The sequence below is a fragment of the Paenibacillus sp. 11B genome (genome assembly GCF_030487755.1).
GTDB classification, from domain to species: Bacteria; Bacillota; Bacilli; order Paenibacillales; family Paenibacillaceae; genus Paenibacillus; species Paenibacillus vandeheii.
In genome coordinates this window covers 273077-288864 of the sequence record NZ_JAUKNS010000002.1, presented here as the reverse complement: position 1 = coordinate 288864, position 15788 = coordinate 273077, and the positions used below count along the sequence as shown (strand labels likewise).

Annotated in this window: 9 protein-coding genes; 8 read left to right on the top strand and 1 reads right to left on the bottom strand. The window is 46.8% G+C overall.

Annotated features, from left to right (window positions below; translation table 11 throughout):
* The first annotated feature begins 22 nt into the window (after nucleotides 1-22).
* From Q0V21_RS09805 to Q0V21_RS09770, 8 genes are all read left to right on the top strand, one after another.
* On the top strand, nucleotides 23-3106 hold the full coding sequence (locus Q0V21_RS09805; protein ID WP_301878672.1) for an alpha-mannosidase: 3084 nt from the start codon (nucleotides 23-25) through the stop codon (nucleotides 3104-3106).
* Nucleotides 3107-3150: 44 nt separating this feature from the next.
* Nucleotides 3151-4077: an ABC transporter permease gene (locus Q0V21_RS09800; protein ID WP_024631735.1), complete on the top strand. Its 927-nt coding sequence runs from the start codon at nucleotides 3151-3153 to the stop codon at nucleotides 4075-4077.
* Between the two features lie 12 nt (nucleotides 4078-4089).
* Complete coding sequence (locus tag Q0V21_RS09795; protein WP_024631734.1) at nucleotides 4090-4986, top strand: carbohydrate ABC transporter permease; 897 nt, start codon at nucleotides 4090-4092, stop codon at nucleotides 4984-4986.
* A gap of 61 nt (nucleotides 4987-5047) precedes the next feature.
* Nucleotides 5048-6700, top strand: coding sequence for an extracellular solute-binding protein (locus tag Q0V21_RS09790; RefSeq protein WP_301878671.1), 1653 nt, complete (start codon nucleotides 5048-5050; stop codon nucleotides 6698-6700).
* A 142-nt stretch (nucleotides 6701-6842) separates the two neighbouring features.
* Nucleotides 6843-8852, top strand: a complete 2010-nt coding sequence (locus Q0V21_RS09785) for a glutaminase family protein (protein WP_301878670.1) — start codon at nucleotides 6843-6845, stop codon at nucleotides 8850-8852.
* 24 nt (nucleotides 8853-8876) lie between these two features.
* On the top strand, nucleotides 8877-12134 hold the full coding sequence (locus Q0V21_RS09780) for a glycosyl hydrolase (RefSeq protein ID WP_301878668.1): 3258 nt from the start codon (nucleotides 8877-8879) through the stop codon (nucleotides 12132-12134).
* Between the two features lie 256 nt (nucleotides 12135-12390).
* Nucleotides 12391-13965: a glucose-specific PTS transporter subunit IIBC gene (gene ptsG, locus Q0V21_RS09775; protein WP_301878666.1), complete on the top strand. Its 1575-nt coding sequence runs from the start codon at nucleotides 12391-12393 to the stop codon at nucleotides 13963-13965.
* A 5-nt stretch (nucleotides 13966-13970) separates the two neighbouring features.
* The gene (locus tag Q0V21_RS09770; RefSeq protein WP_079344502.1) at nucleotides 13971-14687 is read left to right on the top strand and encodes an N-acetylmannosamine-6-phosphate 2-epimerase; all 717 of its coding nucleotides are present in this window, start codon (nucleotides 13971-13973) and stop codon (nucleotides 14685-14687) included.
* Nucleotides 14688-14733: 46 nt separating this feature from the next.
* Here the strand turns inward: Q0V21_RS09770 and Q0V21_RS09765 are convergent, their stop codons facing one another.
* Nucleotides 14734-15537 carry a MurR/RpiR family transcriptional regulator gene (locus tag Q0V21_RS09765; RefSeq protein ID WP_179132574.1) on the bottom strand — a complete coding sequence of 268 codons (804 nt, stop codon included), beginning with the start codon at nucleotides 15535-15537 and terminating at the stop codon, nucleotides 14734-14736.
* Nucleotides 15538-15788 lie beyond the last annotated feature (251 nt).

Here is a 15788-nt window from a genome sequence, read left to right as displayed (position 1 = left end):
TAACAGAGAGGAGTACACTAGCATGCCATACGAACCGATAAGGCCTGAACGGTTAAAACAGATGTTAAACAAACTTCGGGAAGCCATATATGAGCCGATTGCCGAGTTGGAAGTGACGGCATGGGTTACCCCAGAGCCCGTATCATACGAGGAACGGATGTCCGGTACAAAAGTGACTCTTACGCAAGGAGAACAATGGGGGGATTTATGGGACTGTGCCTGGTTCCGCTTTGCGGGCCGTCTACGGGCAGGCGAACGACATCAGAATGCAGTCCTCTTGCTGGATGTCAGCGGTGAGCTGTGTCTGGTTGACCATGAAGGCTCACCGATCCAGGGATTAACTACCATTAACTCTGAGTTTGATTTTTCACTAGGTCTGCCTGGTAAACGAGTCGTGCAGCTCCAGGAGATGTCTGTGAATGGGCAGGAAGTTGAAGTGTGGGCAGATGCAGGCAATAACGATCTGTTCGGCAAGTATCGCGGTGGAACATTGAAAGAGGCCGTCATCGCCTACTGCAGGGAAGATATTCGGGATCTCTATTATGATACCGAGGTGCTTTTGGAAACGGCAGAGCAGCTCCATGAAGGTTCCGCTCGTAAGGAGAAAATTTTTCAAACGCTATATGACATTTCTTTGAAGTTGACAGAATTCTCCGAAGATTATGTCCAGCAAACGAAGAAACGACTGAATGAACAGCTGAGCATGCAGGGAGGCGATCCGGTCTTAACCCTAAGCGCTGTCGGTCATGCCCATATTGATTTGGCCTGGTTATGGCCGATCCGTGAAACGATCCGGAAAGGAGCTAGAACGTTCTCCACAGTGCTCCGCATGATGGAGCGTTATCCCGATTATGTGTTCGGAGCAAGCCAACCGCAGCTGTACGATTGGATGAAGCAGCATTATCCCAAGCTGTATGATCAGATCAAGGAACGAGTACGTGAAGGTAGATGGGAACCGCAGGGGGCCATGTGGGTGGAGTCGGATACCAATGTGCCTGGTGGTGAATCACTCGTACGCCAGATTCTGTATGGCAAGCGTTATTTTCAACAGGAATTCGGTCTGGAAATGAAATCACTCTGGATGCCTGATGTATTCGGCTATTCGGCAAGTTTGCCTCAGTTGTTAAAGAAATCAGGTGTGGATTATATGATGACCCAGAAGCTGTCCTGGAGCGAGTACAACCGACATCCCCATCATTCCTTTCTGTGGGAGGGGATTGATGGTTCAGCGGTATTAACACATATGCCGCCTGAGGATACCTACAATAGTCCGGCAGCTCCGCGTTCGATCGTCAAAGCTGAGCGGGAATACCTGGACAAAAATGTATCCAGCCATGCACTGATGCTCTTTGGTATAGGAGATGGGGGCGGTGGGCCAGGTGAGGAACATTTGGAGCGGCTGAAACGGGAGAAGAACCTGCTTGGCTTGTCTCCTGTTATACAGGAACCTTCGTGGAAATTTTTTGAACGACTTAATGAAGAGCGTGAGCGATTCCAGACGTGGCGCGGGGAGCTTTACCTAGAAAAACATCAAGGAACGTTGACCAGTCAAGCCCGAAGCAAACGATATAACCGAAAGATGGAGAAGGCGCTGCGCGAATTGGAGTTCGCCTCTGTACTGGTGACTGCCCAGATAGGTAAGTCTTATCCGTCCGAGACATTGGAAACGATATGGAAGGAAGTCCTCCTGTATCAGTTCCATGATATCCTTCCCGGGTCTTCAATCAAGAGAGTGTACGATGAGTCACTCCTAAGATACGAAGAACTTTTGGAGCAGACTGAAAATATGATCAATGCAACCTACAGTCATTTGGCAGACCAGATCTCTTCAAATGTCGATTCCTTACCCAACTCCTCCGTGGTGATATTCAATTCATTGCCTTGGGAACGTCAGGAGTGGCTTCACACGAATGGAAGCTGGCGCCAAATTCAGGTGCCGTCCATGGGATATACCGTGATATCTAATCATGTGGGCCAGGATGCTATGGATGAAATTGCATCCTCCACTGAGGTGGTCCCGGGAATGCGGGATTCGGGATTTCAGGTTTCTGCTAATGAGCGTGTCGTGGAGAATGACACCTTCATCGTAAGGTTTGATCGGAACGGAGCTATCATCTCCATCCGGGACAAGGCAGAAGCTCGAGAAGTCATTCCGCAAGGCTATCCGGGAAATGCACTTCGTGTGTATCACGACGAGGGAGATGCTTGGGATTTCAGTCATGACTATTCAGCGCATACGGGTATGCCATTAACGCTTCATGACATTCACGAGCTTCGTGATGGTCCCAAAGTTGGGTTGATTTTCGAGTATAACTATGGAGAATCCGCTCTGGTCCAGACTGTCGTTCTGACAGAAGGAAGCAGACGCATTGATTTTGAGACGACTGTCGATTGGAGAGAGCATGGGAAAATGCTCCGTACTTCATTCCCGCTGAATATCCGTACAGACCAGGTTCACTGTGAGATCCAATTTGGCAGTTTGACCAGACCGACCCATCGGAATACCATGTGGGACTTCGCCAAGGATGAGATATGCGCTCATCAGTGGATTGACTTATCGGAGCCGGATTATGGAGTCGCACTGCTGAATGATTGTAAATATGGTCATCGAGCCATCGATAATGTGCTTGATCTGAATTTGCTGCGCAGCAGCTCATACCCAGACCCCGAAGCAGATCATGCGGAGCATAAGTTCACCTACTCGTTATATCCGCATCAAGGCAATCATGTTCAGGCTGAGGTCTATCGAAGAGGTAATGAACTGAACATCCCGCTTCGAACGCTTTCCTTATCATCTGGATCTGCGAAGCAGAACGGTAAGCTCCCGTATTCCAAAGCATTTCTTCAACCAGATCATCCGCACATCATGGTGGAATCGGTCAAAAAAGCCGAAGAGGGTGACGACATCATCGTCCGTCTATTTGAAACTTCAGGAACCCATGCCTCCACAGCATTACAACTTGGATTTCAGGTAGCAGATGCTTGGACGACGGATCTTATGGAAAATATGATTTCAACCGTTCCAATTGAAGAAGCATCCGAGATCGCTCTGTCCTTCACACCATTTGAAATCATTACGATAAGACTGAAGTTAAGCCAGGTATAGCTGGGGCGATTCTCCGTCCCTTATAAGAAAGGAGAGGTGGGAATGTGATCAAGACACGAGAGAGCAACAATCGATTGATGAAGCGAATCTGGCAGCATAAGCTCTTTTATTTGTTCATGCTGCCCGGCATCGTCTGGTTTTTCCTGTTTTCTTACGTGCCGCTATATGGAATCCAGGTTGCTTTCAGGGATTACAACTTCATTGGTGGTTTCACGGGAAGTCCTTGGGCTGGCCTAAAGTACTTCGAACAGTTCTTCAATTATTACCAATCCGGTGACATCATCCGTAATACGATCATTATCAGTCTCATGAAACTGCTGATTGGTTTTCCGATGCCGATTATTCTTGCACTCCTGTTAAATGAAGTCCGAATGATCAAATTCAAAAAGACGGTTCAGACCCTTTCCTACTTGCCTTATTTCGTATCCTGGATCGTTGTGGTCACTCTGATGCAACGGCTTCTAACGCCGTATGGGGGTCCAGTCAACGACTTATTGGGGTCATTTGGAGCGGAGTCGATCCAGTTCCTGAACAATCCAACGTGGTTCTATCAGATGATCGTTGGTTCGGACATCTGGAAGAATATCGGTTGGAATTCCATCATTTTTATGGCTGCTATTGCGGGTATTGATCAGCAGCTTTACGAAGCTGCCAAAATGGATGGTGCAGGACGCTTCAGGCAGATGTGGCACATATCGCTTCCGGGTATCCGCAATGTGGCCATCATATTATTCATACTCGCCGTGGGCAGTCTGATGAGCGCGGGATATGAACAACTGCTTCTCCTGAATGGACCGGCGACCGCAAGTCTGGGCAGTGTACTGGACGTACACGCCATTAACTCCGGTATCCGGGAAGGGCGTCTCAGTTACGCTGCAGCTGTCGGACTATTCCAAAGTGTTATCGCACTCATTCTGGTTGTAACCGTCAATCGCATCGCCCGCAAAGTCAGTGATGTATCCCTGTTCTAAGGAGGTGACCTTATGGAACGAAAATGGTCCTTATTCTCGGTGCTTAACTATACCTTTCTTGCTTTAGTTGGATTCTCCATGATCTACCCGTTTATTTACATTTTGGCTTATTCACTGAATGACGGTAAGGACTCGATGCAAGGGGCAATTTATTTTCTTCCTCGCCAATTCACATTGGATAACTATGCCCAGGTATTCGATAACGCACGAATCTGGAAGGCATATCAAATTACGATTATGCGCACCGTGCTCGGTACTTTCCTCCACGTTGTGCTGTGTACACTCATGGCCTATGCACTTTCCAAAAAATCATTGCCTGGTCGCTCCTTTTTTACCTTTTACATCTTTTTGCCCACGATTTTCAGTGCGGGATTCATACCGTTCTTCATTACACTCCAAAAGCTGCATCTGATCAATAGCTTCTGGGTGTACGTTCTGCCTATGCTATTCAACTTCATGCACATCATCATTATTCGAACGTTTCTGCAAGGCATACCGGAAGAGCTGGAGGAATCCGCCCGAATTGACGGGTATGGTGATTTTCAAATTTTTATACGAATCATTCTGCCTCTCTCCGGACCGGTACTGGCAACCATCTCGCTCTTTATTGGGGTTGCCCACTGGAATGACTGGTTCTCAGGCGCTTATTACGTATCCAACAAAGATTTGATCCCGGTGCAGACTCTATTGCAAGAAATGCTGACCGAAGCAGAGGCGCTATCCAATTCGATGCAGCGTGCAGCACAGCAGGGTGGGCAGACCGTTGGTGGTGTCGGCGGAGCTGGAGCAACCCCTGAGTCCCTTCGCATGGCTTTGCTGGTCATTACGGTTTTCCCGATCTTATGTATATATCCGTTTCTGCAACGATATTTCGTGAAGGGGGTTATGATCGGTTCGGTTAAAGGGTAGATCATCTTGGCCTGAAATTGCTAGAGCTTGACCAGATCATATATTCAAGGAGGCGATTGGTTTGAACAGCATTTGGTCAAAAGGTGTATCCATGTTGCTCGTGTCCATCATGGTTGGAGGTTTGCTGAGCGGCTGTACGAGTTCATCCGGGAACGGGGAAGGAACAGAAGGGGAGAACGGTACTAAACTCAAAATATTGCATAATTGGAATGGCTCGGGCGGATCGGATAATGGAATGACACCTGTGGAGGAAGTGATCAAAGAGAAAACGGGTGTTACCTTGGAGTGGGAATATACAAAAGGCAGCGAGACGGAGAAAGTAAACCAGATCTTCGCTACACAAGATTTGCCGGATATCTACACCGGGCCTGCATGGGGAGGTGAGCTGGACGGAATCATCAAGGCTGCCAAAGAAGGGCAGCTGGTTGATATATCCGATAAATTGGGAGATTATCCGAACCTGGCCAAATCCATTGCGAAAGAGAATGTACCGCCAGCACTCTATGAAAAAGCAATAGATGCGTATGACGGTAAGAAATATTTACTCTTACAAAATCAGCCTGCGACGAACGAAGATGGCATGGATTGGTTGTATGGCTTCTATGTTCGCAAAGACATTGCCGAGAAAGTCGGCGTTGATCCACAGTCTGTCGTGACCAAGGAAGACTTCTATAACTTCCTCCAAAAAATTAAAGATGCCAATCTGAAGGAGAGCGGTCAGCCCGTTTTTCCGCTGGGCGGCTTCAGTAACGGATGGTCCGTGGGTATCGGCAACACGATGTTCTATTCGGGCGCAGGCTATGTAGACAAAGGTGACGGAACGGTAGAGCATAACTTTTTCACCAAAGGTTATGAAGAATACACGCTGTTCTATCGTAAACTGGTTGAAGAAGGGCTGATGGACCCCGAAGCCTTTACTCAGACCGATCCCATCGCCAAGGAAAAAATCAATCAAGGACGCATTGCTATCCTTGCTGCACATTACCCGGCCATTTTGGACGCCTCCAAAGAATATGTTACTTCCCATCCTGGAAGCGATTACATCCCGATCGGACCGTTGGAACGGGCAGATGTTGATCCGAGTCGGCCTGTCGATCTTGGCATTCAAGGAAACAACGTAACGGCTATCACCAGTAGCTGCAAGGGTGCGTGTGTAGATGCAGCACTCAAGTTCCTCGATTACATGGCATCTGACGAAGGCTTCATGCTGGCCCGGTACGGAGTTCAAGGGGTTCATTGGGATATGAAGGACGGCAAACCTGTACCGAACCAGGAATGGTTCGACAAGTTTACAGCAGATCAATCCGGTAAAGTTCGCAAGAGTGTGGGCATCAGCATCGGACTGGAATCGATCACGGGTTTAGATCGCATCAACTCGGCAGCAGGCGGAGACATCTGGGCAGATCAGGATCGGCTCGATGCCATGGAAAATGCCCGGAAAATCCTGCGTCCCAATGGTATTCACGTAATAACAGCCTATAACCCGGGCGATGTGATTACCAAGTCACCGGAATGGGAAATGCTGAAGCCTTCCATGGACCGGATGGGAGATGCCTGGAAGGAAGCCATTTTCGCAAAATCAGATGAAGCGGCCCTTAGCATTATCAACGATCTCAGGGATCAGCTTCGGAAGACCGGATACGATCAAGCGATGCAGTTCACCAATGAGAACCTGAAAGGAAAAGATATCGTAACTGTTCAAATGCCGAACTAATGCCGAAGGGGCAGGTTACCGATTAGCACGGGAGTCACATAGGCTTTGCAGCGCCTTGGTCAACAAGTCGAGCAAAGCCTATCCCTTTTGAATCAGGAGCACCGTTTATGTTGGAAAAAATGAATTGAAGGAGATGTAACCAATGACGACGTTTAGACCACCATCGGTTCCGTTGATCACGGTAGACCCTTATTTTAGCGTATGGTCTGCTGCCGATCACCTCTATGATGATACCACTCGGCACTGGACGAACCATCCGCAGGGCATGGTCGGCATGATTGCCATTGACGGCAAAATCAGAAGGTTTATGGGAAAAATAGGTATTCGTGAAGATGCAGCCGTTGACGAGCCGGATGCGCTCATGCAGACGAATCTTACCGTTGAGCCTGTAACTACCCGTTACACCTTTGAAGGAGAAGGCATCGAGCTGGAGGTTCATTTTACCACGCCACTATTGCTCGATGATCTGGAGTTGTTATCCAGACCTGTGACCTATGTTACGTTCCATGTTAGAGCGATAGACGGTCAGGGCCATCACGTGAAAATCTATTTTGATGTGACAGGTGAATGGTGTGTACATTCCCCTGATCAGCAGGTTACCTGGGCATCTCATGTAATCAATGAGCAGTTGCATGCATTGTCCATGGGAACAGTGGAACAGCCTGTATTAAAACGTGCCGGCGATGATACGAGAATAGACTGGGGACATATGTATCTGGTGGTTCAGCAGACTTCTCAAAGTCATTCGGTCATTCATTCGGTATCCAGCCGTGAACAGTATGCCCGAACGGGTCGTTTGAAGACAGAAGATGACTCTCGTAAGCCGCGGTCCATCACTGGCGATATGCCTGTTATGGCAACCGAAATGGATATGGGATCTATCCATGAAGAGTCAGCCACACGCTATCTGATGCTCGCCTATGATGATATTCATGCGATTGAATATTTTCACAAACCGCTGAATGCGTATTGGAAGAAAGATGGTGTGACATTCCATGCAATGCTGGCAAAAGCAGCGGAGCAATATGAAGAGATTGTACAGCGGTGCAATCGCTTTAATCAGGAGCTTTTAGCGGAAAGTCAGGCCGCAGGCGGGAACCAATATAGAGACATCCTGGCACTGACCTATCGGCAAGCGATTGCTGCACATAAATTGGTTGCTGACGAAGCGGGAGAAGTATTATTTTTCTCCAAAGAGAATTTCAGTAACGGCTGCATCGCTACGGTGGATGTGAGCTACCCGTCGATTCCGTTGTTCCTGAGGTATAATCCCGAATTGGTCAAAGGAATGATGCGCCCAATCTATAGGTATGCGGAGAGCACGGATTGGACATTTGATTTTGCTCCGCATGACGTCGGAACTTATCCTCAAGCCAATGGTCAGGTTTACGGAGAGAACAAGCTTGAATATCAGATGCCTATCGAGGAATGTGGCAATATGCTCCTGATGGCAGCAGCGGTATGCAAATATGAGCAGCAGGTGGAATTTGCACGTGAGCATTGGGGGCTTCTGACCACATGGGCTTCGTATTTGCTGCAGCATGGTCTGGACCCGGACAATCAGCTGTGCACCGACGACTTTGCTGGACATCTTGCGCACAATGCGAACCTGTCGATTAAAGCGATTTTGGGTATTGCCGCTTATGCCTACATGAGCGCCGAACTTGGTTTGCCCGATGGTGTCGTTTACCGTGAAGCAGCAGAGAAAATGGCAGATGAGTGGGAATCCATGGCAAATGCAGAAGATCACTACAAGCTGACTTTTGACAGCTCGAATGAATCGTGGAGCATGAAATACAATCTGGTATGGGACCGTCTGCTCGACTTCAATCTTTTTCCGAAAGAAGTAGCTGCCAAAGAGTTGGCATATTATCAGCTAAAACAGAATCGATACGGCATACCGCTGGATAGCCGTGAGACGTATACCAAGTCCGATTGGCTCGTATGGTGTGCCTCCATGAGTGAAACGCAAGCCCAGTTTGGGCAGATGATCTCACCACTTTGGGATTTTATGAATGAGACATCGAGCCGTGTGCCCGTAACGGACTGGTATGATACCATCACTGGAAAGCAGTTGAATTTCCAAAATCGTTCGGTCGTGGGTGGATTTTTCATTCCTTTACTAACCACAGCATCTGCATCAAAATCATGATGAGATCAGGTGATGAATGTGGAAATGAAAATCACGAACATTGATGAATTACAACAGCAATTCAAGAATCCTGACGCAACGTACCGGCCGCAACCCTTTTGGTTTCTAAATCATAATTTCACCAAGGCTGAGCTTGAAAGCCAAATTCAATCCATGTATGAAGCGGGTGTTGGCGGCGTAGTTTTGCATGCACGTCATGGAATGCAAACCCCGTACCTGTCCGAAGAGTTCATGGATACGCTGGAATTTTGCACAAAGGAATGCGAGAAGCGCGATATGGTGGTCTGGCTGTATGATGAGGACAATTGGCCGAGCGGAACGCTTGGCGGTAAGCTGACAAGGCGGCATCCCGAATATCGGATGAGATACTTGAGGGTCGAGGAACGAAGATACTTATACAAAGCACAACAGGGAACGTTACCTCTCGATTTTGTCTCCTACGGTAACAATGAACTCATCGCTATTCTCGTTTATCGTGCCATCCAGCAAGATGGGGAATGGCTGATATATGATCAACCGGAAGATATTACAGCGTTATATGGGCAGGAATGGAAACCGGATTCGGACGATGATTATATCATACTCGCCTGTTGGTCCTGTGAAATTGCCGAAGGGATCACGTTTGCAAAAGGCTATTACCTGGACACCTTGAATCCGGATGCCGTTCAGGCTTTCATTCAATGGGCTTATGAGCCGTTTCAGCAATTACAGCCACACTTCGGTGCGACCATTCAAGGCGTATTTACGGATGAACCTGGACTCATGATCCACGATGGTTTTTTTGGCGTAGAAGCCATTCGAACGTCGGTTCAAGATGTGAACGCAACTTTGCCCGGAATGGTGTTTGCGTGGACACACGGGATGGCGGGACGCTATCAACAGGAGAACGGATATGAGCTAATTCCCTGCTTAGGCGCTTTGTTATATGGGATTGTTGATGGCAACAGATCTGTGAGGCAAGATTATTATGATACGATTACCCGTTGGTATGTCGAAGGGTATCATGCGGCTATTCGTACGTGGTGCGAGTCACACAGTCTGCTGTATATTGGCCATACACTGGAGGAGCCAGTGTGGGGGCAGGCTCGGTCGCAGGGCAATCAAACCCGCGTATTGCAACAATTCCATTATGCAGGTGTGGACTACCTGACACATGGGATCGGTACAAGGGAGAATCCGCATCGTATCGTATCCGTAAAGACCGCAGCGTCTGTCGCTCAGCTGAATGGGAAAAAGAGAGTCATCTGCGAGTCCTTTGGTGCGAGTGGTCATGCCTACGCGATGCGACAAAGGAGGCTTGATGCCAATTTCATGGCATTTCTGGGTGTGAATCTGTTTATTCCGCATGCATTCTATTATTCGTTTGCAGGATATCGAAAAACGGATTTCCCGCCTACTGAATTCAAGCATGCTCCGCACTGGCCTCATTATCGGGCTTTTGCCGATTATCTTGGGCGTCTGAGTGTACTGGGGGCTTCCACGAAGCGCATACCGGAAGTGCTGCTATTGTCACCGATCCATACGGTGTATGAGCATATGTTCGTATCCGGTGAATCGAACAAGCATCCAACTGCGGATCAATTGTTCTCCTTATTGTCTGATCGTATGCTGCGCAGCTCCATTGATTACGATTATGTAGATGAGTGCCAGTTGAGAGAGGTAAAGAATGCTCATGCTGACGGATATCCGTATGCCGGTAATCTAAACGCATATTCGATTTTGATTTTGCCTGAAATTACGGTTATGTCCACGGATATCGCAGAACAGCTTGTATCCTTTGTCAACAATGGCGGAACGCTTATTGCGGTTGGGGCAATTCCTCGTGATAGTGGAGTCCTGCGGCAAGATCCGGAAATATTGAAACCTATGAATGTACTATTTGGTTCCAATCCTCAGCACGGAAAATTACAAGCAGTTGGCAAAGGGCACAGCCTATTCTATTCCATGAACAATACAGTCCATGAAGATGAGGGAGTGGAAGAAGAAGCGGACGAGGACCCACATCATAATGATACCCTTATGAAGTTTTGTGTTCTTTTAAAAGAGTTACTGACGGTACAACCGACCATTGCTTGGACACAAGTTGAAGGGCACAGCGAGGATCTAATTCGTGTTGAACGAACATTCGAAGCCCACGTGTATACATGGCTGATGAATTGGTCGGAGCAGCCCGTGTCCATTCAATTCGATCCGATTCGAATGAACGGTTACATGGAAGAATGGGATTTGGAAAACAGGAGTGTGAACCCGCTAAGTCATGATGCTGTTCTAACATTGGTACCGGGGGAGCTAGTTGTACTATCGGTTAGATATGATCAAGCGACCGATTCATTTGACCCCGATGATCATAGATTTTCCTTACCGCAAGAGCACGGGAAGGGTAAAGCTCAGTGTTCCACTGAGGTGATGGTTTTAGGTGATTATTGGCAGTTTCAGACCGTAGAACCCAACGTACTTGTACTGGATCAATGGCAGGTAACGTTGAATGACCGCAAGTCCAGGATGAATGCAGCGATGCCAGGTCAAGTCAATACGTACCGTACAACATTTGTCGTGACAGAGGAATGGATCGAGCTTATGAACTCGCAGAAGGGTTCAGAACATGCAAACGAATCAGGAGAGGAACGCCGATTCACCAAAATGGAGCTGATTCTTGACGAGATTGAGCAGAAGATTCCATCCCATATCGGTTTTCTTCAGCGCAGACGTAATGTTGAAATCTTTGTTAATGGAGTACGGATGGAAGCACTCCGACCATCGCTATGGCAAGATATTCATTACAATGGTGTGGACATTAGCAAACACCTCGTGAAAGGCGAGAATGAGCTTGAAGTTCTCACGGTTTCATTGCTGGAGCCTATGCCTGCCATTTCCTTTCCTGCTTACCTGATTGGTTCATTTGCTATAGAAAATCAGACTACATTAACCGTGGAATCGGAACAACTGGCAGGAGTTTGGAATGCCGCCGGTTATCCATTCTATTCGGGAGCAGCATCGTACTCGCAGCAAGTGGACTTGTCCAATGTCAGCTTGAATCCGGCAGATGAACTGTGGCTGGAAGCGGAAGATATTAGAGAGACGGCACGGCTTTATGTGAATGGGGAGGATGCTGGCATCCGCTTATGGCCTCCCTATCATTGGAATGTCATGTCTTATATTTTGCCGGGGATTAATGTAATCGCCATTCAAGTGGGCAATACACTGGAAAATGTATACGGAAAGTCATCACTGCCTTCAGGCATGAACGGGTCAGTAAAACTGGTGACTAGAATCTTAAAATAATGCAATATTCCGGTTCTGGGCAAGTAACTGTTGAGCAAGAATACGTACACATAAAAGTCGCCATATTGGCGGCTTTTTTGGCATTGAACAGGAAAGACTGAAGTTTGCTACGCTGGAAATAATTATATTTAAAGCAGGTTATTCATTAAATCCTTAGACCTCACACGTTATGAAAGCGATTTAAATATGTGTTGACGAAAACCATTTTCATAATTATTATGTAAATGAAAATAGTTTTAGAGAGGTGGATATCACAGTGAAGCAATATTTTGAGAAGGCTCAGAAGTTTGGTAAATCGTTCATGCTTCCTATTGCTGTTTTACCTGCGGCGGGTCTATTACTGGGGATTGGAGGCGCCTTATCCAACGCCAATACAGTTAATTCGTATCCGTTTTTGCAGATCACGTGGCTGCAGCAAGTGTTTACAGTGATGAGCAGTGCAGGAAGTATTGTGTTTGATAATCTGGCATTGATCTTTGCCATTGGTGTGGCGGTTGGACTTGCCAGAGCGGACAAAGGTACAGCAGGTTTGGCTGCAGGTCTTGCCTATCTGGTGATGAATGCATCCATTAATGCGATGTTGGTCAATTCGGGGAAACTTGCCGCAGATCATTTGGCTAGTGCCGGTCAAGGTATGGTACTCGGTATCCAGACACTGCAAACCGGTGTGCTCGGAGGGATCGTCGTCGGATTGGTTACCGCATGGCTTCATAATCGGTACAACAAAATAGAACTTCCACAATTCCTTGGATTCTTTGGAGGTTCACGTTTCATTCCTATCGTTTCATCTTTTGCGGCCATTTTTATAGGTATTGCGTTGTTCCTGATCTGGCCAACCATCCAGCTCGGCATAACGCAGCTTGGAGGTTTGGTCGATAGAACTGGGTATATCGGAACACTGTTGTACGGATTTGTTTTACGGATGCTGGGTCCACTTGGGTTGCACCACATCTTTTATCTGCCTTTCTGGCAGACTGGAGTCGGAGGAACAATGGAGGTTGCGGGAAAAGTTTACGAAGGAACACAGAATATTTTCTTTGCTCAACTGGGAGACCCTGCAACCGAGAAATTCTTCTCGGGTACATCCCGATTTATGTCAGGTCGTTTTATCACGATGATGTTTGGTCTGCTGGGTGCCGCACTCGCTATTTATCATACGGCCAAGCCTGAACGTAAAAAAGTAGTCGGCGGACTGATGTTGTCTGCGGCACTCACCTCGTTCCTGACAGGAATTACGGAGCCACTTGAATTCTCGTTCCTGTTTGTCGCTCCAATCTTGTATGTGATTCACGCTGTATTTGATGGTTTGGCATTTATGTTATCGCATATTTTCGAGATTACAATCGGTCAGACTTTTTCAGGCGGATTAATCGACTTTATTCTGTTCGGGATACTTCAGGGTAATGCGAAAACCAACTGGATTATCGTTCCTATCATTGGTGTGGTCTGGTTCTTCCTGTATTACTTTACCTTCCGAATTCTGATCGTTAAGCTCAATTTAAAAACTTCAGGACGTGAGGATGAGGGAACAGCGGAGCCAGAAGCCAAAACACAAAGTCAGCAAACGAATACACCGTCATCTGCAAAAGGGGAAGAACGATCGATAGCCATCCTGAATGGATTGGGCGGTGCAGACAATATCAATGAATTGGATTGCTGTGCAACGCGGCTTCGCGTATCCGTGAAGGATATCGAGAAGGTTCAAAAGGATGCACTTACAGCTACGGGAGCCAAAGGGGTCGTCCTGGTCGGTAACGGAGTGCAGGTTATTTACGGCCCTCAGGTAACGGTGATCAAAAATGAAATCGAAGAAATTATGGAAACGGAGTAATTGCAATGAATATAGATAAATTGGGTTTACAAAGCGGTCTCGTTGTATCATGTCAGGCATTGGAGCATGAGCCGCTTCATAGTTCGTTCATCATGGGACGCATGGCAATCGCAGCAAAAGAAGGTGGAGCCATAGGTATTCGTGCCAATACGGCGGCTGATGTGAAAGAGGTTAAGGAACAGGTTGATCTTCCGGTCATAGGTATTGTGAAGAGAAATTACGGAACCAATCCGGTGTTCATTACACCAACGATCGTGGAAGTGGATGAGCTTGCCGAGGTGCATGCGGAGATCGTTGCGGTTGATGCGACGCTGCGAGCACGGCCGGATGGCAAAACACTGGATGAATTCGTGCATGAAATTCGTACCAAACATCCTCAACTTCTATTAATGGGGGATATTTCGACCCAAGAGGAAGCTATAAATGCAGAACGGCTCGGCTTTGATCTGATTTCTTCTACATTAGTCGGATATACAGAGGAGACAGCAGGGGTTAAGCTGTACGATAATCAATTTGCGGCCTTGAAGGAAATTCTGGCAAGTGTGCAAACGCCTGTTGTTGCGGAAGGGAATATCATGACGCCGGAGATGGCAGCAACGTGTCTCGAAGCTGGAGTCTATTGTGTTGTTGTCGGTGGGGCCATTACGCGTCCTCAACAAATTACGGAACGTTTTGTCGCTGAAATTGCAAAATTGAAGGAGTCTTCTCCTTCTGCTAAATAAGAGGAGAAAACATGAAAACAGCCAACGAATCAAGTTGGCTGTTTGTTTATTCAGCAGAATAAAGAGCTTTTAACGTTTGCTGCCGTGCATGCAGTAAATGTTCATCCTCAAGTAATAGAAGCGAGATTACATCCAGGATGTAAATAATGGCCAATTGGCTGTTGATGAAGTTCACATCTCCGTTTCGCCCGATATCCGGGGTAAAAATACACAAATCCGAAATTTCAGACAGGGGTGTATGATCAAAATTAGTAATTCCCACGACTTTGCTTCCTCTTTTTTTGGCCGCGTTTAATGCATCGCTGACTTCTAACGTTCGTCCAGAATTAGATAAACCAATAACCAGATCGTCTTCGCCCAGAAGAGAAGCACTCATGATCATCATGTGAGAATCGGTTACCGCATCGATTACGATATCCATCCGCATGAGCCTGTATTTGAATTCCAAAGCAGACAAGCCTGAACTTCCCAAACCATAGACATAAATTTTGCGAGCTTCTTTTATGTACTGGACCACTTGTTCAATTTTGTCGGTATCCAGCATTTCCGCGGTCGCATTTATAATATCATTGTGAATCTGTTGTGTTCGTATAAAAAAATCCGTTTCATTGCGGGGTTGGTGCACTTCACGGCTAAGCCGAATTTTAAAATCGACAAAGGTGGAACAACCTACTTTTTTGCAAAATCGAGTAATGGTGGACATGGAAGCATTGGTGTAGGTAGCCAGATCCCTAATATTGATGTTATTAATGGATGATTTATTGCGCATAACATAATCGGCTATTTCCTTTTCTTTTGCTGAGAAGCGCTGGTATTCAAGCTGTAGCATATCAATGACACTGGAGGACATTCGGATTCTCCTTTCCCAGAACGTGTTAACTTCTATATAGTCTATCCTCATTAGTCTACTTCCTAAAAGCCAAATCATCAAACCTTTATAAATAGACGTATCGTTTCATTCGATGATATTAAGAACCATATTAATTATTATGTTAACTTTAAAATATCATTCGTGAACAGAATAAATAAATGTCAGAGTTTACAACCGTTTTACTTCAAGCTGACTGGAAACTGATTTCCATTTGCTATGCTTGGCCTGTT

Coding starts and splice junctions, on each gene's coding strand:
- Q0V21_RS09765 (WP_179132574.1), bottom strand. CDS start 15,537: ATGTCCTCCAGTGTCATTGATATGCTACAGCTTGAATACCAGCGCTTC.
- Q0V21_RS09795 (WP_024631734.1), top strand. CDS start 4,090: ATGGAACGAAAATGGTCCTTATTCTCGGTGCTTAACTATACCTTTCTT.
- Q0V21_RS09780 (WP_301878668.1), top strand. CDS start 8,877: ATGAAAATCACGAACATTGATGAATTACAACAGCAATTCAAGAATCCT.
- Q0V21_RS09805 (WP_301878672.1), top strand. CDS start 23: ATGCCATACGAACCGATAAGGCCTGAACGGTTAAAACAGATGTTAAAC.
- Q0V21_RS09770 (WP_079344502.1), top strand. CDS start 13,971: ATGAATATAGATAAATTGGGTTTACAAAGCGGTCTCGTTGTATCATGT.
- Q0V21_RS09785 (WP_301878670.1), top strand. CDS start 6,843: ATGACGACGTTTAGACCACCATCGGTTCCGTTGATCACGGTAGACCCT.